Origin of the sequence: Halorussus limi, assembly GCF_023238205.1 — an archaeon.
GTDB lineage: Archaea > Halobacteriota > Halobacteria > Halobacteriales > Haladaptataceae > Halorussus > Halorussus limi.
In genome coordinates this window covers 1,977,031-1,993,882 of record NZ_CP096659.1, presented here as the reverse complement: position 1 = coordinate 1,993,882, position 16,852 = coordinate 1,977,031, and the positions used below count along the sequence as shown (strand labels likewise).

The following is a 16,852-nucleotide window of genomic DNA, read 5'->3' as shown; positions in this document are numbered from 1 at the left end:
TGCCTCGCTGTTCGAGCGATAAATGCTCTACTATGTGATAACGTGGTTTTCGTCATCACAGTAGAACAATACTATTGTAATAGTTGTGGTAGTCACTGGCCGTCATCGGATCGCGGAAACCGGAAATCCCACCCCCATCCCTTTCTTGGACTCCCATGTCGACTCGGACTGGGGAGACACGGGTATGATTGACCGCGACAACGACCGGAAGCAGATTTCGTGGGACTTGGAGACGACCGGGTTTGCATGGAACGCTAAAATCACCGTCTCAGGGTTCTGGTTTCCGAGTGAGAACGGGACTGTTGAACTCGTTCTGAACACCAGCGATACAGAAATCGATGTTGACCAGTACGAAACCCACCTCGAGAACATTAGTGGCGCGACGGTCACCGTCACCCCAGCCGACGGTGAAGCCGCCTTGCTGGAGGTGCTCCAACGTGTCGTGTTCGACCGATTCGACCGGGAGTATAACCGCCTAACGGCGTTTCACGGTGATTCGTGGAAGGGTGGGTTCGACTTGCCGTTCCTCCGAACCCGATGCATCGACCACGGGATCGACTGGGTGTTCGACAATGTGATGTACTGCGATGTGTGGGACCCGGTGAAAAAGCGGTTGAACACGACCGCTAAATACTGGGGCACGCACGACGATGTGAACTCGCTCGATGCAGCCCACGACATCCTCTTCGGCGACGACGTCCCGCCGGTACTGGCCGAGGCCGCTCCCGACCATCAGTGGTACGCCAACCGGGAGTATGATCCGTTTGCAAGCTCGAGGTCGGCGTCGTACTGTTACGAGCGCGGTGAACTCCTCCCTGTAGCCCAGCACAACCTCGCCGACCTCCACCGGACATGGGAGTTAGCAGAGCTCGTTCGAGCGTACATCCCGAATACGGATATTACCGAAAAGAAGCTCTAGGGGTGTAGAGAGGGTTCGTGCCCAATCGTAATCGAGAGGTCTGAGTCTTACACTTATGTTGGTAATCGGTATTATTTTGTTCGGTGATATGCTACTTTCGAACATGGTTTCGGAGTCGTTTGGAGAATTCTATAACACACTGAGTGGTGGATTAATCGTCGTTCTATTGGTTGTGTGTCTTGATGTCGTTCGGAACCACCTCACCGAATCTGGTGACCGTTATTTCAGGATACCCATCCTTGATGAGGGTTTTACTGGCAAACGCGAGCGTGCTCTCGTATATGTAGTATTCACACTCGTCAGTGCGTTTGGAGTCGGAATTATCAAAACCTCACTCGTTGGTGCGATTGCGTCTGATCCACGCCTCTTAGTATCCTGTTTCGGAGCATTGCTGTTCCTCGGTCCATTCGTAATAAACGACCGGAAGAACTGGAATATCAATGACGGCGGCCTCTATGGTACTGGCTTGCTCGTCATTGGGACCTTGATTGCACTTGGTCCGTGGCTCGGTCCTCCTTTGCTGGACTATCTGCTAAGAGTAGCTACTTCGATTATAAACGGAGTTACCAGCTATATTGTCGGCGGTGTAACGTCAACAGTGAACCGGGTTATAGAGAGTATTGTCGGCGGTATCACCGGGTTCATTGATTCACTCCCGAAAGAACAAATCGGGGTTGGAGTGATGCTCCTTGTGGTTCTTGTTCTGTTATTTCGTCAATAGAACGATATGCCTGTAGACCGGATTTCACGGCCGATTATCGAAGACCGATACTGAAGGTTTATCCGGGCACCCAAGGCCTATCGTCTTTCCCGTTCCCCCATTCTGACAGGCTCGGGAGGTCGAACAACTTGCCCCCATCGTCATCCAGAATGTCGTCTGATGAATCTTCGTCGTCGAACCGATCTCTTTCGTTGGTTTGGCGTTGCAACTGCTTTTTGTCTGTCTGGTCGTAGCCGACTTCAAGGAACTCTGATTCGTTGTAATCGATGTCGACACCTTCCAACGTCGTTTCGGTTTCATCGATCTCCTCGGCGATGAGGCTGGGTGAATTCTCCACTGTTCCGTGAACGAGCCAGTAGACGGTTTTCATGACGATGGAATACGCATCAAATCCGATTAGGCTGCGGATTCTCACCAACAGCGTGTTCGCAATTTTCCGTGTGCCCCGGAAAGCAATCTTGTAGGTGCCACCGGTGTAGATGAGGAGGAGATCAAGAAGTAGCATGACGGCGCAAATCAGGAAGTCCTCCTTTGCTTCTTCTGCTTTATCTTCTTTCTCCTGCTCGGCAAATCGGTCGTAGGCACACCCGTTCTCAACCATCCCGAAGAGGCTTCCCGCCACCGGGACGAGAGACGAGATGCTTCTGAGGGCGTTGTCGAAACTGCTGAGCGCGTCTTCAAGTGTTGAAGCAATGCTCGAGACTGGGTTATCCGCAATCCTGATACCTACGGTGTCTTCGAGTGGGGAGAGATCGAGACCGAGTGTGTCTTGGAGAACGTGGAGGACGTCCGCCGTAGTGCGGGCAACGTAGCGAAGTAGGGAGTTGTTCGAGCTGAGGGTTCGGAATTCGGTCTTTGCCTTTTCTGCGAAGCTACTGTACGAGGAACACATCTTGTCGATTGATTTCTTAACATCGACCTTCTCGAAGTCGGTGTTCTCTCGAATCGCGTCGACCGTGTTGATAATCGTCGCGGATACATCCGGCCCCAATTCCGACTGTGCTTGGACAAGTTGTGTCGTGTGACTACTCTGGAGGCCGAAAAGAGAGACGGCGCTGAAGCGGAGGAATTCTCGTCTTCGCATCTACACTAGTTTAGCACACCATGTCACTTAATAGTAAAGTATGGAAGGTCTGTTCTATGAAGAGATGGGTTAGTCATTGAATATGGTCGGAACAGTTATTGTTGCGCGTGGACGTGAGTTCGCGCCTAAGATCAGTTAGAAAGCCGTTCCATACCGAACTCGTCGTGAATCACGCTCATCACAGCGTCGAATTCGAAGGCAGAGAAGCCGTCCACGTCGATCTGGTTCCGAACTTTGTGCGGCCGATACGAGTCAATGGCCATATTGCGTGTTCTCACCATCTTGAGCGAGTCGCGTAGACTGGCCTTTGCATAGGGATTCTCCAGTTCCTCGATTGTGTGATTCCGTGGTCGAACCCAGAGCTCCCAGTCAAACCCGTCAGAAAGGATTGCGACCGCGTGAATATCCAAGTCACTGTCGAGGTACTCTTCCATGTCATCGTGTGCTCGCTCGATCTTCTTCGGCGGTTTCACCTCGCCGAAGAACCGAAGATCGTTCTGCATCGCCACGTCGACCGGAATCGAGGTGACGCAGAAATCTGGGATACCGCCGCTTTTCGGCCAGCGAGGCGCGTACTGCTTCGGTCGCGGGCGAAGCGAGTACCCGAGTGCCTGTTTGAGAATTGGGAAGACTAAGTAGTCCTCGATAAACCGCTCTGGTTCTTGGGTGAGGTGCTTGCCCTTGAGGTAGAAGTTTCCGTCCACGACCTTATCGAAGTGCCCGGTACATTCGCGGTCGCCGATTTCGTCGATGAAGTCCTGTAGTACGCGGAGAATATTATTGGCGAGAGGGTCGTGATCATCGATTGTTGTTGGTCGGTCAGACATTTCGCCTGATTTGGGGTATCACCCCGTTTCAGATAAAACCTCGTGAAAACTTCGATCCCCCGTCTACCTTACTAATTCCTGACCAATACTGGGTCCTAGGTTGCAACGAACCCGGATGCGAACACAACTCGTGAACGTTTTGTGTCGTTCGTAACTTGACGCCGATGTCGCCGCCGGCCACACGAGTCGGAAGCGAATCGCCGACCGACCGGAGTGTGGACCGGTCGCCGGACCTATCGCCTCCCGGGACGACTCCGGCCTCCGAGCATTTAGGGAACGCGAGCGTAGTCGACGTATGAACCGCGAGAGTGGCGCGGACGGTGCGAGCCACGGCGACGCCCGGGCTGACGACACGCCCGATGCCCGGACGGACGCCAACCGGGAGACCGACACCGCGCCCGACGGCGGGACCGACGCCCGCCGACTGATTCTGAACCCGACCAGCGGCGGCGGAACCCACGTCGAGCGCGTCCGTGACCTCGCCGACGACTACGGGTTCACCGTCGCGGAGACCGAGCACGCGGGCCACGGTACCGACCTCGCCGAACGGGCCGCCGCCGACGGCGTGGAGACGCTGGCGGTCTGCGGCGGCGACGGTACGCTCCACGAAGTCGTGCAGGGTCTCGTCCGGGCCGACGCACTCGACGCGGTGACGCTCTGCGTGGTGCCCGCGGGGACCGAGAACTTCTTCGCCCGCGGCCTCGGCGTCGAAACCCTCGCGGAGGGCTTCGAGGTCGCGGCGGACGGAGAGACCCGCGCCCTCGACCTCGGAGTCGCGGGCGACGAACCGTTCGTCCTCTCGGCCATCGCCGGCCTGCCCGCCGACGCGAGCGCCGCCGCGACCCACAATCGGAAGAACAGCCTCGGCCCGGTCGCGTTCGTGGTCGCGGGCATCGAGGAAGCGCTCGACTTCGACGGTCTCCAAGTGAGAATCGACGCCGTGGAGGACGACGGGACCGAGACCGAGTGGGCGGGCGAGGCCGAGGCCGTCCTCGTGGGCAACGTCCGGAAGTTCGCCGAGGAGGGCGGACAGGCCGACGCCGAAGACGGACTGCTGGAGGTCACCATCATCGAACGACTCGCGGCCCACGACGCGGTCGTGGAGTACCTCGAACAGCGGGTCCTCGAACGCGACACCCCGCACGTCACGGAACTCCACGCCAGACGACTCGACTTCGAGAGCCTCGACGGCGACTCGGTCACGTTCAGTCTCGACGGCGAGATTCGGGAGTTCGAGCGCGTGACAATCGACACGCGACCGGGCGCACTCCGGGTGAAAGTCGGGGACGACTACGAACCGAATCCGGAGTGAACGGGACTGGTGGCCCTCCCGAATCTCGGTCTGATTGAATCCGTAACGGGGCCGTCTCGGTAGCCCTACGTTCGTAACGACGGGGGCGTCGACTCGTCGCCTTCTTCGACGGGCGTTCGGAATTTCGACGTCGCGATACCAGCACCTACGAGCAATAGCCCGCCACCGGCGACCAGAAACGGCTCTGCACCGAGGACGAACACGACCGTCTCTCCCTCGAAGCCGGGTGCCCGAGGCGAGAACTCTCGATAGAGCGGTCGCCTCGATGACCGAAACCAAGAGAACACCGCTCGGAACGCGTAGAACACGACGATACCGCCCGTCGCGAATGGGACGGTCGCGAGCCGTTTCCGCCAAAGCGCGGCAACCGCACCACCGACGCCGACGGCACCCAACTGTACGAGCAGCACTTCCTCGTGACTCAGGTCTCCGTCCCACCCCGACACGATAGTCCCCTCGTAGCCCGGCGCGACGTGGACCAGTCCCTGATACACGCCGATTACGATGGCCACGCACCCCGCAACAGCCATCACCACCGGAACGAGCAGATTGTTTTCCATGTCTCGGATTCGTTTAACTAACCGTTAAATGTTACTCTCGATTTTATGAATATCGGCGTGCCGTTCCGGCTTACAGCACGGCGGTCTGTTCCTCGTATCGACGCCTCGAACCGCATCGGTTGTACCGACCGAGAAGGGGTCGACGAGCGGCCACAATCGAACCCCGACTCACGACGACGCGATGAAGAAGATGAGCAGACTCACGGCCATCGCGGCCATGACGACCGTCGCGGCCAGCGCCGCGCCCATCGAGATGACCGCGTTGGCGTGGCTGGCGAGCGTCTCGGTCCGGTCGTTGCCGAACACCGTCACCTCTGCGCGCTCGCTGGCCATGCCCGCCTCGACCGGTTCGAGGTCCTCGGTCGCCTCGCCGACGAGGCGCTCGACGACCGCGACGAGTTCGTCCTGGTCGATGGCCTCACCGACCTGATTCGAGGCCTCGACCTGATTCACGACGTGGGTGTCGGTGGTCATCACTTCGGCCTCGTCGACGACGGGAAGCGCCGCGCCGTCGGCCGCCACCGTCGCCGACTCCTCGGCGGCCTTCACGCCGGACGACTCGCCCGCGCTCGCCGCCCCGTCCTCGCCCGTCAGTCGCGCGACGATGCGGTCGCGCAGGCCGGGTTCCATGTTGTTGCCGTCCACGAGGACGTAGGCCGTGCGGTGGTCGCCGACCTCCAGAATCGAGACCCGGACCCCGAGCGGGCCGATGCCGTCGAGGGGTTCCCACTCGGTCTCGTCCCACGCCACGCCCATCCTGACGGGGGCCTGCTCGGCGTCGGCCAGTCTGTCGCCGGTCTCGCCCGCGGCCTGCATCATCTCGAACGAGCGCTCGCTGCCGGGGTATACGTGGCCGAGGTCGGGCCCCTGCAGTCCGTTGTTGCAGTTGTGGGCGTCCACGAGCATCACGTCCTCGACGCCCGCCGACCGGGCCTCCGCCGCGGCCGAGAGACCGACCGCGTACTCCACGTCGTCGGCGAACTCCGGCGAGTAGGTCGCCACCAGCAGGGCGTCGCCGCCGAACGCCTGACCGACCACCTTGGCGTCGCCCTCTTGGACGCGGACCGCGGGGGTCGCGGTGTCGTGGTACTCGATGTTCTCGAAGGCGTCGTTCGCCGTCTCGATGAGGGTCTCGACCTCGCGTTCGGTCACGAGGTTGAAGTCGTGGCCCGCGGTGGCGTGGGGCGGGAACGCGATGCCCTCGGCCGACTCGGCGACGCGTTCGGGGAGGTTGCCGCCGCCGATTTCGCCCATCGGTCCGGGGTGAATCATCGGCAGGACGAACCGGGCCTTCTCCGCGCCGTCGTCGGCGCTCCGGAACGCGAGAACCGTCACGGGCACCACGGCCTCCTCGCCGATGTCCTCGAAGAACCCCTCCAGTTCGTTGGTCCCCTCGGCGATGTGGCCGATGAATCCACGGATGAAGTCGAGGACGCTCACGCCGAGACTGCGCTTCCACGGCCGGTCGATGAACTGGACGAACGCCCAGACCGCAGAGCCGTAGATGAGACACATCACGCCCAGCAGCGCGAAATCGACGGGGACGATGACGCCGAGTTCCGGCGGCGCCTCGTCGGCCCGCATGAACACGACCTCGACCAGCGGACCGCCGCCGACGTAGAGGTACTTCATCGTCCCGCTGTAGATGAAAAACAGCAGGGCGGCCGCGGCGGTCTGGAGGCTCGCGGGAATCGCGGCGACGAGGACCGACCGACCCGAGACCGCCATCACGACCAGCAGGCGGAGCGCGAACACCGAGGCCAGACCGACGATGAGCGAGTCGAAGACGAACTGCTGGCCGAGGTGCGGGGTGAGCGCGGCTATCGCTCCCGCCGCGGCCATGATGGCGACGATGATGGCCTCGCAGGTCAGCGCCAGCAGCGACGACCGGTTGTAGGTCAACTGGCCGCCGAGCGAGCGGTCGACCGGCGTGGTCAGCAGGCTGGCGGCGACGGTCGGGACGCCGATGAAGAACACGCCCTGCCACGCGTCCTCCAGCACGAACTGCGAGTCGAACGCGCCGACGCCCGCGACCGCCGCGATGAGGAGCGCGAACGTCACGCTGGCGTACCACCGCGGCGCGCGGAAGATGTACCGCGACAGACTGGCGAGGTCGCCCTGCGTCGCTGTCATACACGGGTCTTTCGGCGGGGAAGGTTAAAAGGTGGTACTCCGGAGCGACCGACTGCGACCGGGGTTACTCGCGGTCGACGTCCGCGTTCGGGTCGAACGCCTCGTCCACGACGAACTGCGTCACGTCGAGGTCCTCGACGTCGCCGTCGAGTTGGTCGGGCAGCGCCTCGACCCACTCCCGGTAGTGGTCGGTCCGCTGGTGGGCGTCGAGCGCCTCCTCGTCCTCGTACCACTCGAAGAATCGCACCACGTTCGGGTCCGAGACGTCCGTCGTCGCCGCGTAGTCGAGGACGCCCTCCTCGGCCCGCGTCCGTTCCGCGAGGTCGCGAGCGCTGTCGAGCGCCTCCTCGCGCCGGTCCGGGTCGATGGGAACGCTGGCGTGAACGACTATCATCACCAAACACCTCACACACCGGACGCAAAAGTGTTGGGTCGGGAACAGGAGCGGCGGGGACCCGGTACGCCGCGAGTTACTCGCAGACGGCCCGGAAGTTCTCGAACACTTCCTCGCCCTCCTCGGTGTGGGCGACTTCGGGGTGCCACTGGACGCCGTAGAGGTCGCGGTCGGGGTCGGCCATCGCTTCGACGCCGCAGACGTCGCTCTTGGCGGTCCGCGCGAAGCCCTCGGGGACCTCCTTGACCTCGTCGGCGTGGCTCGCCCAGACGCGGGTCTCGGGCGCAAGCGACCCGACGAGCGGGTCGTCGTCGTCCAGAATCTCGACGGTCACGTCGGCGTAGCCGCCGTACTCGCCCTCGCCGACCCGGCCGCCCAGTTCGTCGGCGATGACCTGCATGCCCAGACAGATGCCCAGCACGGGCACGTCGAGGTCGAGGTAGTCGGCGCAGTTGCCGATGTCGTCGATGTCGGGACCCCCGGAGAGGACGAGTCCGTCGGCGTCGATTTCCTCCGCGGGCGTCGTGTTCTCGACGATTTCGGTCTCGACGCCCATGTCGCGGAGCGCGCGATGTTCGAGGTGCGTGAACTGCCCGTGGTTGTCAACCACGACGATACGAGTCATTGCCGAATCGTAGTTAACAGCCCTACTAAAGCCGTTCGATGACGGGGAGTCGCGCGCCGGTGCGACGACCGACTCGCGGTCACTCCCCGAGCGACTCCGGGTCGAACTGCGCGTTCTCGCCGCGCCACTCCGTGCGGTCGTTCCCCTCACGGGTGTCGAGGTACACCTCCAGACCGTTCCCGTCGGGGTCCTCGAAGTACAGCGCCTTGCTGATACCGTGGTCCACCGGAGAGACGGCGACCCCGCGCTCGCGGAGTCGTCGGTGCGTCTCGCGGAGCGCGTCGGCGCTCGGAACCTCGAACGCGGCGTGGTACAGTCCGACGCCGCGGCCGGGACCCTCGGCGTCCGGGCCGAGACCTTGGAGCGCGACGTCGTGGTGGCGCTCGCCGAACGAGAGGAAGGCGAAGTTACCGACTCGCTCGGTCACGTCGAGTCCCAGCACGTCGCGGTAGAACGCCACTGCTCGGTCCACGTCGCGGACCTTGAGGTGGACGTGCCCGAGTTCGGTCGCGTTGTCCATAACAGTGAAATCGGGCCCGAAGACGAAATAGCCGAGGAATCGCCGGCCCGGCAGTTCGGGGACGCGTAGAGACTCCGACCGCTACGTCTCGTCGTCCAAGTCGAACCGCTCGGCGGCCGACTCGAACCCGGCCTCGGACTGCTCGCGCGACCGCCTGCCCTCCTTCTCGGCGATGGCCTCGGGGTCGGGGTTCACGTCGTCGTCGATGCGCGCCCACGACTTGTGGACCTTGGCGTGGCACCAGCGACAGAGGAAGACCGTAATCTCGTGGCTCAGCGTCTCGCCCTCGCCCGCGTACGAGAGGTGATGCTCTTCGAGCAGGGGGCGCTCGTCGGAGTGGGCCATCCGGCGCTCTCCGAGGCCGCACCGGACGCACTCGCGGTTCCGGTTCCGACACCGGTAGTGGGGGCAGTCCTCCCAGTTCCAGTCCCCGTCTCGCGGGTCGCTTCGCTCTCCGCTCGACCGTTTCGAGGCGCATAGCGCCTCGCTGTCGGGGTCGACGGCGGGACACCGCAGGTCGTCGCGTCTGCGCTCGCGGGCGAACTCCGGGTCCTGCTCGGGGTTCTCGAAGGCGAACCGGCACTTGCCCTCGTCGGTGAGGTGGTCGCAGACGCCCGCGTGGTCGTAGGGGTCGTCCACGCCGACCGGGGTTCCGGTGGGCGTCTCCTTCATGCTCTCGTCACTGTCTCGAACGCCGTCGGATAAAAACGGTCGGACTCCGGCGGCCTCGCTGTCGAACGGGTTCGCGGAGAAACGGCGTCAGTCGGCGTGCGGGGCGGCGTTCGTCGTCGAGTTCGCCGAGTCGTTCGAAGAAGAGGCGGAGTCCGAACGCGTCGTGGAGTTGTAGGGATGGGGCGAGCGAAGCGCGGCGATGAGACTCCACATGACGCCCGTGAGGAGCGACCCGACGGCGGACATCGTCATGCCGAGAGTGAGAAACGCCGTCCCGTAGATGAACCCGATAGTCGCGGAGGGAAGGGCGGTTCCTAACGGGACGTTGGCCATCGAATCGCGGAGGGTCGGGACGAGGACGACGAGCGAGAAGACGCTTCCCGCGAGGAAGACGAAGTCCTGCCACATCATCGTTCACGCTCCGTTTCGGTGGGGGAGTGAGTCGGGGTTTCCGTCATCGACTCAATGTAGACGGTGGAATTTTAAAAGGTTTACTCACTTCCGAGTAAGCAATTCGTTACAGTTCGGAGTGGTATCACGACCCGCGGTTCAAGCACTCACGAACCTCCGCAACCGTTCCGCGTTCCGGGTGTATTCGAGCGTTATCGCCACCGAAACGGCCGGACAATCGAGTGGCCAAAACTCCGGATTCAGGGCCTGAAAGTCGAGTATTCCGTCCATTACCGCCCCGATTTCGCGCCGAGTTCGGACGGTTGCGACGCTCCCGGACCGTTCGACCGGTCGCCGCGAACGCGGCGACGGAAACGCTTTTCTCACCGGACCGAACACTCCCGTCCGTGCGACTGGTACGCGACGACGGCCGGACCGAGCAGGTCATCGCCACCGAGGTCGAGACCGCCGACTCGTTTCTTTCGCAGGCCCGGGGCCTGATGTTCCGGCGGTCGATTCCCGACGAATACGCGCTCGTCTTCCGGTTCGACGAGGCGGCGAGCAGAGACGTTCACATGGTGTTCGTCCCCTTCCCCCTGGACGTGCTGTGGCTTCGGGACGACGAGGTCCAGCGGAAAGAGCGCCTCTCGGCGTGGACCGGACTGGCGGAGGCCGAGGCCGACCGGTTAATCGAACTCCCGGCGGGGAGCGCGGACGCTGTGTCGGTCGGCGACGAGGTCCGCCTCGAACGCTAAGCCGGTCGTCCTGAAACGACGCTTCGGCGCCGTCAGTCGAGTTCCTTGACGACGGTCGCCGGGTTCCCCTGCACCACGACGCCGTCGGGAACGTCGTCCGTCACGACGGCCCCGGAACCGACGACGGCGTCGTCGCCGACCGTCACCCCCGGATTGAGAACGGCCCGTCCGCCTATCCAGACGTTGTCGCCCACCGTAACCGGTTTCCCGTACTCGGGGCCTTCGATTCGGTCCGCCGCCTTCAGCGGGTGGGTCGCCGTGTAGACGTGGACGCCCGGCCCGACTTGGCAGTTGTCTCCGAACTCCACTCGACGCACGTCCAGAACGACGCAGTCGAAGTTCGCGTAGAAGTTCTCGCCGACGTGGACGTTGTACCCGTAGTCGCACCGGAACGGCGGTTCTATCTCGCACTCGTCGCCGAGCGACCCCAGCAGTTCTTCGAGTATCTGCCGCCGCGTCTCCCGGTCGTCGGCCCCCGTCCGGTTGTAGCGCCGCGTGAGTTCCCGCGCGCGCTCTCGCTCGGCGCGGAGTTCGGGAGCGTCGGCGTCGTACAGTTCGCCGTTCAGCATCTTCTCCTTCTCGGAGCCCATGGCCGTCGTCACTTTTCCGACATTGAAAAACGTACGGTAGGGCGTCGGTCCGAGCGTCGCCGGTCTGGGTTCGTCGTCCGACCTCGATCGAGCGTGGCCGGGTCCGACAGACCGTCCTGTCACAAAGCCCCGCTTAACTGTACCCCGGTGAAAGGGACGGCGTGGTCAATCATGGCCAGTGAACGATTTATTCGGGGGTCCCCCGAATAACACACCTCCCTCAGACGGCGACGAACAGGACGACGAACGCGACCGACGGCTCTCGGACCGCGACGTGCGGCTTCTGGACACCACGCTCCGGGACGGCGAGCAGGCGCCGGGCGTCTCGCTGACTCCCGAGGAGAAAGCCGAGATAGCGACCGCGCTCGACCGCGCGGGCGTCTCGGTCGTGGAGGCCGGGAGCGCCTGCACCGGCGACGGCGAGCGCGAGACCATCGAGCGCGTGGCCGACCTCGGTCTGGACGCCCGCGTGACCAGTTTCGCGCGCGGCGTCCGCAACGATATCGACCTCGCGCTCGACTGCGGCGTGGACGGCGTGAACCTCGTCGTGCCCGCCAGCGACCGCCACGTCGAGGGGAAGGTCGGCACCTCGCGCGACGAGGTGGTCGAGACGACCGCCGACCTCGTGACCCACGCCCGCGACCACGGTCTCTGGGTCGAAGTCATCGGCGAGGACGGGTCGCGCGCCGACCTGGACTTCCTCGAACGCCTCGCCGCGGCCGCCCACGACGCCGGGGCCGACCGGTTCTGCTTCGCCGACACGGTGGGCCACACCGGTCCGGAGCGCGCCTACGAGGCGGTCTCCCGACTGACCGAACTCGGACCGACCAGCACCCACACCCACGACGACCTCGGTCTGGCGGTCACCAACGCGCTCGCCAGCGTGGCCGCGGGCGCGGACCTCGTCCACGCCACGGTCAACGGCGTCGGCGAGCGCGCAGGTAACGTCGCGCTCGAAGAGGTCGCCATCGCGCTCGACCACTGCTACGGGGTCGAGACGGTCGAGACGACCGAACTCTACGACCTCGCGCGAGTCGTGGCCGACGCGACCGACGTGGCGCTCGCGCCGAACAAGGCGGTCGTCGGCGAGAACGCCTTCGCCCACGAGTCGGGCATCCACACCGACGGCACGCTCAAGGACGAGCGCATGTACGAACCCTACCCGCCCGAGACGGTCGGCCGGGAGCGTCGCCTCGTCCTCGGCAAGCACACCGGTCGGGCGGGCGCGAAGGCCGCGCTCGCCGAACACGGCGTCGAGGTCAGCGACGACGAACTCGCGGAGGTCGTCGCGCGCGTCCAGCGACTCGCCGAGCAGAACAAGCGCGTGACCGATGCCGACCTGCTCGCCATCGCCGACGACGTGCGGGGCCGCGAGCGGGACCGGCGCATCGCGCTGCTGGAACTCACCGCGACCAGCGGCGGTCCCCGACCGACTGCGAGCGTCCGCCTCGACGTGGACGGCGAGGAGCAGGTCGCCAGCGGCACCGGCGACGGTCCGGTGGACGCCGCGGTCAGCGCGGTCCGCGAGGCCGTCTCCGGGTCGCGCGACTCGGCGGCGGTCGCGGCCGATGCCGCGCTCGAATCGTACCACGTGGACGCGATTACGGGCGGCACCGACGCGGTCGTGACGGTCGAGGTCGAGATGTCGCGGGGCGACCGCTCGGTGACGGTCCGGGCGAGCGACGGCGACATCACCCGCGCCAGCGTCACCGCGATGGTGGACGCGCTCGACCGCCTCCTCGTCGCGGACGGCGAGACCGACCCCGCGACCGCCGACGACTGAGCAACCTTCTCCGTCCTTTACGCACGGCAGAGGTTGCTATACCCGCCGACAGCGCACCGCTTCGGACTCACGCTCGACAGTCCTCTCGCGGCACTTCTGCATCACTCCTGGTCCCGAAGCGCCTCGGCGATGGCTTCGAGGTCCGCCTTCCGAAACGAACGCGGGGCGTCTTCGGGGTCGTCGTCGTCCAGTTCGCCGATTCTCCAGAGAATACCCGCGCGCATCTGCGATTTCGAGGGGAGGCGGTTCGCGTCGATGTCGTAGCCGACCGCCTCACAGATTGCCGCGAGCGCCTCTTTCGTGAACCCGGTCGATTCGACCCGTTCGTACCTGCCAACGGCAGTCCGAATCTCGTTCCGGAGGTCGTCTACGGTCGGTGACATACGAACGGGAACGGGGAGACCGGTTCTGAAAGTTGCGGTCGGCGCGTCGAGTTGCGGGTCGCCGACCGGCGTCCGCTCGACCCTCCACCTCTTTGCCCGTCGCCGACCTACGAGTCGTATGAACGTCACGGAGACGCTGGGAGGCGGCGACGGCGAGGGCGTCGACTGGCCGGTCCTGCTGGGGAGCGTCCTCCTCTGCGAACTCGCGGGCGTCGTCCCGTCGCTGCTGACCGCCAACGAGGTGGCGACGTGGTATCCGACGCTGGCCAAACCCGGGTTCACGCCGCCCAGTTGGCTGTTCGGCCCGGTCTGGACCGCGCTCTACCTGCTGATGGGCGTGGCGCTCTACCTGGTCTGGCGGAGCGACGGCGGGCGACTCCGGCGGGTGGCGCTCGCGGCCTTCGGCGTCCAACTCGTCCTGAACGCCGCGTGGACCTTGGTCTTCTTCGGCACGCAGGCCATCTTCGGCGGCCTCGTCGTCATCCTCGTCCTGCTGGCGGCCATCCTCGCGACGATTGGAGCGTTCGCCCGCATCGACCGCCGGGCGGCCGCGCTCCTCGTGCCCTACCTGCTGTGGGTCGGGTTCGCTACCGCGCTCAATCTCCAGATTTGGCGACTCAACTGAGTCGGCCGAGCGGTCCGCGCGGCGACTCGTCTACTCGTGCGCTGTGGCTCAACTGCCGGAGTGTAATATCTCGTCTGCTCGAACCGAGGAAAGCGGAGTATCGGGTCGTTACTGGCCGCTCCGTGCTGACAACCGCCGCCTGACGCTCCGTTGGTTCGCGATTACCCCGGGCGTTTGCGGTCTATAACAAAGGCCGACGGTGGCGTTGACGGTGTCGTGTCGAACAGTTCGACCTCGTACGCCGTCGGCGGCGGTCGCTTCGCGGTCGGCGCGGACCGACTCACCCTGCTCGCGGTGCTGGTCGTCGGGAAGATGCTCGATGCGGTCAGCACCGTGACCGTCCTCTCGCTCCGCGAGGACGTCTACGAGTCGATGTGGTTGACTCGCACGCTGATGAACGAGTTGGGCATGGTCGAGGGCGTCCTCGTCACGGTGGTCCTCGCCGTGGTCGGCGTGGCGCTCCTCGCCGAGAGCGGCGCGGTCGTCGCCCGACTGGTCCCCGACGGGTGGGCGCCCGACGAGTATCCGACCGCGTTCCGAGTCGTGACCTACTGCTCTGCGGGCGTCTGGTACGGGTTTCTGGGCGTCCACAACTTCTCGTTCCTGTTCTGACTGTCTCGTTCCTGTTCTGACTGGCGAGAAACGTCGTCGGTTCTTCGAGAGACCGCCGAATTAGCCGGACAAAGTCGAAACTAGTCGGGTGAACGTCGGAAAACGGTGGAGCGCCGAGGAGGCGATTTGAACGCCTGAGTCCGTGAAGGACAGTTGCTCTCGAAGCAACCGCCTTGGCCAGGCTAGGCTACCTCGGCTCGCTTCGTCCTACTGCCCTCTCCGACTTAGTGATTTCGATTCCCGACGCTTAGTTCAGCGGACCGTCACCTTGAAGCGGGCGGCCCGCCACCGGGTAGGGTATGGACGTAACCGAGGCCAACGAGCAGTGTGAAGCCGTCCTCGACACCATCGGAAACGCCGTCATCGCCGACCGGGAGTTCCTCGAAACCGTGCTCCTCGGCGCGATGGCGGGCGGACACGCCCTGCTGGAGGACGTGCCGGGGACGGGCAAGACGCTGACCGCGCGGAGTTTCGCGTCGGCGCTCGGCCTCTCGTTCTCGCGAGTCCAGTTCACGCCCGACCTCCTGCCCGCGGACGTGACCGGGACCCACGTGTTCAACGAGCAGGACCGCGAGTTCGAGTTCAACGAGGGTCCCATCTTCGCCAACGTGGTCCTCGCCGACGAGATAAATCGGGCACCGCCGAAGACGCAGGCCGCCCTGCTCGAAGCGATGGAGGAGGGACAGGTCACGGTGGACGGCGACACCCACGAGTTGCCGAAGCCGTTCTTCGTCATCGCCACGCAGAACCCCGTCGAGCAGGAGGGCACCTTCCCGCTGCCGGAGGCACAAGTCGACCGCTTCGCCGTCAAGTCCTCCATCGGCTACCCCGAAGTCGAGGGCGAGTACGAACTCCTCCGGCGGCGCGCCGGGCGCTCCGACCAGAGTCCGTCGGTCGGAACCGTGCTGGACGAGCGACTCGTGACGGAACTCCGCGAGGTGCCCGAGACGGTCCGGGTGGACGACGACCTGCTGGAGTACATGGCGAACGTCGCCCGCGAGACCCGCGAGGACCGCCGCGTGCAGGTCGGCGTCTCGCCCCGCGGGACTCAGCGTCTCTTCGAGGCGACCCGGGCCTACGCCGCGATGAAGGGCCGGGAGTTCGTCACCCCGGACGACGTGAAGCGCGTGGCCCAACCGGTGCTGGCCCACAGAGTCGTCCTGACGCCCGACGCGCAGGTCAACAACGTCTCGAAGTCCTCCATCGTGGACCGCGTGCTGGACGACGTGCCCGTGCCGACGGTCGAGTAGCCCGACCGATGCCCTCCAGACGCTCGGTGCTGGTGGCCGGAGCCGCCGGCCTGTTCGCCGCCGGTGCTGGATGTACCGGCGTCCTCGACCGGTCGACCGCCGAACCCGAGTTGCGGGCCATTGCGCTCCGCAACACCGACGACGAGGCTCACGCGCTCGCGCTCCGACTCTCTCACGAGGGAGAAACGATTCTCGACCGGACCTACGAACTCGGTCCGCGAACGTTCGACGGCGAGGACGCCGACACCGAAACCGGAGAGACCGACCACGTCGTCGCTATCGAAGACGCGTGGGACTCGCCCGCCGGCGAGTTCCGGGCCGCGGTCCGAGTGGACGGCGAGCGCCGGGCGAAGTTCCGGCTCGACGACGACGTTCGTCCGCCGACGCCCTACCGGTACGAAATCCGCGTCGAGCGGGACGGCGGCGTGTCCTCGTGGGTCACGAAACTGGAATCGACCGCGACGAAGTAGCCAGTTTCACTTTCACTCCGCTTGGCTCGCTTTTACGTCAGTTCCGCGACCAGCCCGAAGTATGGACGAAGACGCCGAGGGGGAGACGAGCGACGAGTCGGAGGCCGACGACGCGGCGGACGAGGAGACTGAACTCTCGGACCTCGACCCGAACGCCGAGAAGCAGGCCCGGCGCGTAGAGCGACAGTTGCGACGGCTTCGCCGCGAGATGCGCGGATAGGCGCTCG

Annotated in this window: 21 protein-coding genes and 1 tRNA gene; 10 read left to right on the top strand and 12 right to left on the bottom strand. The window is 64.4% G+C overall.

Features of this window, described 5'->3' with window-relative positions:
- Window positions 1–184: 184 nt before the first annotated feature.
- Together M0R89_RS10295 and M0R89_RS10290 are read left to right on the top strand one after the other, a co-directional pair.
- A complete protein-coding gene (locus M0R89_RS10295) occupies window positions 185–919 on the top strand; it encodes a hypothetical protein (protein ID WP_248648996.1) in 735 nt (244 codons plus the stop codon).
- A 103-nt stretch (window positions 920–1,022) separates the two neighbouring features.
- On the top strand, window positions 1,023–1,640 hold the full coding sequence (locus tag M0R89_RS10290; RefSeq protein WP_248648995.1) for a hypothetical protein: 618 nt from the start codon (window positions 1,023–1,025) through the stop codon (window positions 1,638–1,640).
- A gap of 58 nt (window positions 1,641–1,698) precedes the next feature.
- Here M0R89_RS10290 and M0R89_RS10285 read toward each other — a convergent pair whose 3' ends face one another.
- Window positions 1,699–2,724: a hypothetical protein gene (locus tag M0R89_RS10285; RefSeq protein ID WP_248648994.1), complete on the bottom strand. Its 1,026-nt coding sequence runs from the start codon at window positions 2,722–2,724 to the stop codon at window positions 1,699–1,701.
- Window positions 2,725–2,855: 131 nt separating this feature from the next.
- Window positions 2,856–3,551 (bottom strand): hypothetical protein, encoded by a 696-nt coding sequence (locus tag M0R89_RS10280; protein WP_248648993.1) that lies wholly within the window; start codon window positions 3,549–3,551, stop codon window positions 2,856–2,858.
- Window positions 3,552–3,846: 295 nt separating this feature from the next.
- Here M0R89_RS10280 and M0R89_RS10275 point away from each other — a divergent pair, with 295 nt between their 5' ends.
- The gene (locus M0R89_RS10275; RefSeq protein WP_248648992.1) at window positions 3,847–4,863 is read left to right on the top strand and encodes a diacylglycerol/lipid kinase family protein; all 1,017 of its coding nucleotides are present in this window, start codon (window positions 3,847–3,849) and stop codon (window positions 4,861–4,863) included.
- A 65-nt stretch (window positions 4,864–4,928) separates the two neighbouring features.
- Here the strand turns inward: M0R89_RS10275 and M0R89_RS10270 are convergent, their stop codons facing one another.
- The 7 genes from M0R89_RS10270 to M0R89_RS10240 all read right to left on the bottom strand — a co-directional run bounded on the left by M0R89_RS10270 (window position 4,929) and on the right by M0R89_RS10240 (window position 10,178).
- On the bottom strand, window positions 4,929–5,423 hold the full coding sequence (locus M0R89_RS10270) for a hypothetical protein (RefSeq protein ID WP_248648991.1): 495 nt from the start codon (window positions 5,421–5,423) through the stop codon (window positions 4,929–4,931).
- A 168-nt stretch (window positions 5,424–5,591) separates the two neighbouring features.
- Window positions 5,592–7,556 carry a DUF2070 family protein gene (locus M0R89_RS10265; protein WP_248648990.1) on the bottom strand — a complete coding sequence of 655 codons (1,965 nt, stop codon included), beginning with the start codon at window positions 7,554–7,556 and terminating at the stop codon, window positions 5,592–5,594.
- A gap of 64 nt (window positions 7,557–7,620) precedes the next feature.
- The gene (locus M0R89_RS10260; protein WP_248648989.1) at window positions 7,621–7,950 is read right to left on the bottom strand and encodes a putative quinol monooxygenase; all 330 of its coding nucleotides are present in this window, start codon (window positions 7,948–7,950) and stop codon (window positions 7,621–7,623) included.
- A 76-nt stretch (window positions 7,951–8,026) separates the two neighbouring features.
- Entirely contained in the window at window positions 8,027–8,575 is a 549-nt protein-coding gene (locus M0R89_RS10255) for a GMP synthase subunit A (protein ID WP_248648988.1), read from the bottom strand.
- Between the two features lie 79 nt (window positions 8,576–8,654).
- Window positions 8,655–9,095 carry a VOC family protein gene (locus tag M0R89_RS10250; RefSeq protein WP_248648987.1) on the bottom strand — a complete coding sequence of 147 codons (441 nt, stop codon included), beginning with the start codon at window positions 9,093–9,095 and terminating at the stop codon, window positions 8,655–8,657.
- 81 nt (window positions 9,096–9,176) lie between these two features.
- Window positions 9,177–9,767 carry a DUF7097 family protein gene (locus M0R89_RS10245; protein WP_248648986.1) on the bottom strand — a complete coding sequence of 197 codons (591 nt, stop codon included), beginning with the start codon at window positions 9,765–9,767 and terminating at the stop codon, window positions 9,177–9,179.
- A gap of 87 nt (window positions 9,768–9,854) precedes the next feature.
- The gene (locus M0R89_RS10240; RefSeq protein ID WP_248648985.1) at window positions 9,855–10,178 is read right to left on the bottom strand and encodes a hypothetical protein; all 324 of its coding nucleotides are present in this window, start codon (window positions 10,176–10,178) and stop codon (window positions 9,855–9,857) included.
- 386 nt (window positions 10,179–10,564) lie between these two features.
- On the opposite strand from M0R89_RS10240, the gene M0R89_RS10235 reads away from it, so the two are divergent.
- A complete protein-coding gene (locus M0R89_RS10235; RefSeq protein WP_248648984.1) occupies window positions 10,565–10,912 on the top strand; it encodes a DUF192 domain-containing protein in 348 nt (115 codons plus the stop codon).
- 32 nt (window positions 10,913–10,944) lie between these two features.
- On the opposite strand, the gene M0R89_RS10230 is transcribed toward M0R89_RS10235, so the two are convergent.
- Window positions 10,945–11,502, bottom strand: coding sequence for a sugar O-acetyltransferase (locus M0R89_RS10230; protein WP_248648983.1), 558 nt, complete (start codon window positions 11,500–11,502; stop codon window positions 10,945–10,947).
- Window positions 11,503–11,776: 274 nt separating this feature from the next.
- Here M0R89_RS10230 and M0R89_RS10225 point away from each other — a divergent pair, with 274 nt between their 5' ends.
- Window positions 11,777–13,285 carry a hydroxymethylglutaryl-CoA lyase-like TIM-barrel protein gene (locus M0R89_RS10225; RefSeq protein ID WP_248652260.1) on the top strand — a complete coding sequence of 503 codons (1,509 nt, stop codon included), beginning with the start codon at window positions 11,777–11,779 and terminating at the stop codon, window positions 13,283–13,285.
- 101 nt (window positions 13,286–13,386) lie between these two features.
- Here the strand turns inward: M0R89_RS10225 and M0R89_RS10220 are convergent, their stop codons facing one another.
- Window positions 13,387–13,668 (bottom strand): hypothetical protein, encoded by a 282-nt coding sequence (locus tag M0R89_RS10220; RefSeq protein WP_248648982.1) that lies wholly within the window; start codon window positions 13,666–13,668, stop codon window positions 13,387–13,389.
- Between the two features lie 118 nt (window positions 13,669–13,786).
- Between M0R89_RS10220 and M0R89_RS10215 the strand changes: the two genes are divergently transcribed.
- Together M0R89_RS10215 and M0R89_RS10210 are read left to right on the top strand one after the other, a co-directional pair.
- Window positions 13,787–14,293: a TspO/MBR family protein gene (locus tag M0R89_RS10215; RefSeq protein WP_248648981.1), complete on the top strand. Its 507-nt coding sequence runs from the start codon at window positions 13,787–13,789 to the stop codon at window positions 14,291–14,293.
- 216 nt (window positions 14,294–14,509) lie between these two features.
- Window positions 14,510–14,905 carry a hypothetical protein gene (locus tag M0R89_RS10210; RefSeq protein ID WP_248648980.1) on the top strand — a complete coding sequence of 132 codons (396 nt, stop codon included), beginning with the start codon at window positions 14,510–14,512 and terminating at the stop codon, window positions 14,903–14,905.
- Between the two features lie 111 nt (window positions 14,906–15,016).
- Here M0R89_RS10210 and M0R89_RS10205 read toward each other — a convergent pair.
- Window positions 15,017–15,102 (bottom strand) — tRNA-Ser (locus tag M0R89_RS10205).
- 102 nt (window positions 15,103–15,204) lie between these two features.
- On the opposite strand from M0R89_RS10205, the gene M0R89_RS10200 reads away from it, so the two are divergent.
- The 3 genes from M0R89_RS10200 (at window position 15,205) to M0R89_RS10190 (ending at window position 16,845) form a co-directional block, all read left to right on the top strand.
- Window positions 15,205–16,155 carry an AAA family ATPase gene (locus M0R89_RS10200; protein WP_248648979.1) on the top strand — a complete coding sequence of 317 codons (951 nt, stop codon included), beginning with the start codon at window positions 15,205–15,207 and terminating at the stop codon, window positions 16,153–16,155.
- 8 nt (window positions 16,156–16,163) lie between these two features.
- Complete coding sequence (locus tag M0R89_RS10195; RefSeq protein WP_248648978.1) at window positions 16,164–16,625, top strand: hypothetical protein; 462 nt, start codon at window positions 16,164–16,166, stop codon at window positions 16,623–16,625.
- A 61-nt stretch (window positions 16,626–16,686) separates the two neighbouring features.
- Entirely contained in the window at window positions 16,687–16,845 is a 159-nt protein-coding gene (locus M0R89_RS10190; RefSeq protein ID WP_248648977.1) for a hypothetical protein, read from the top strand.
- Window positions 16,846–16,852 lie beyond the last annotated feature (7 nt).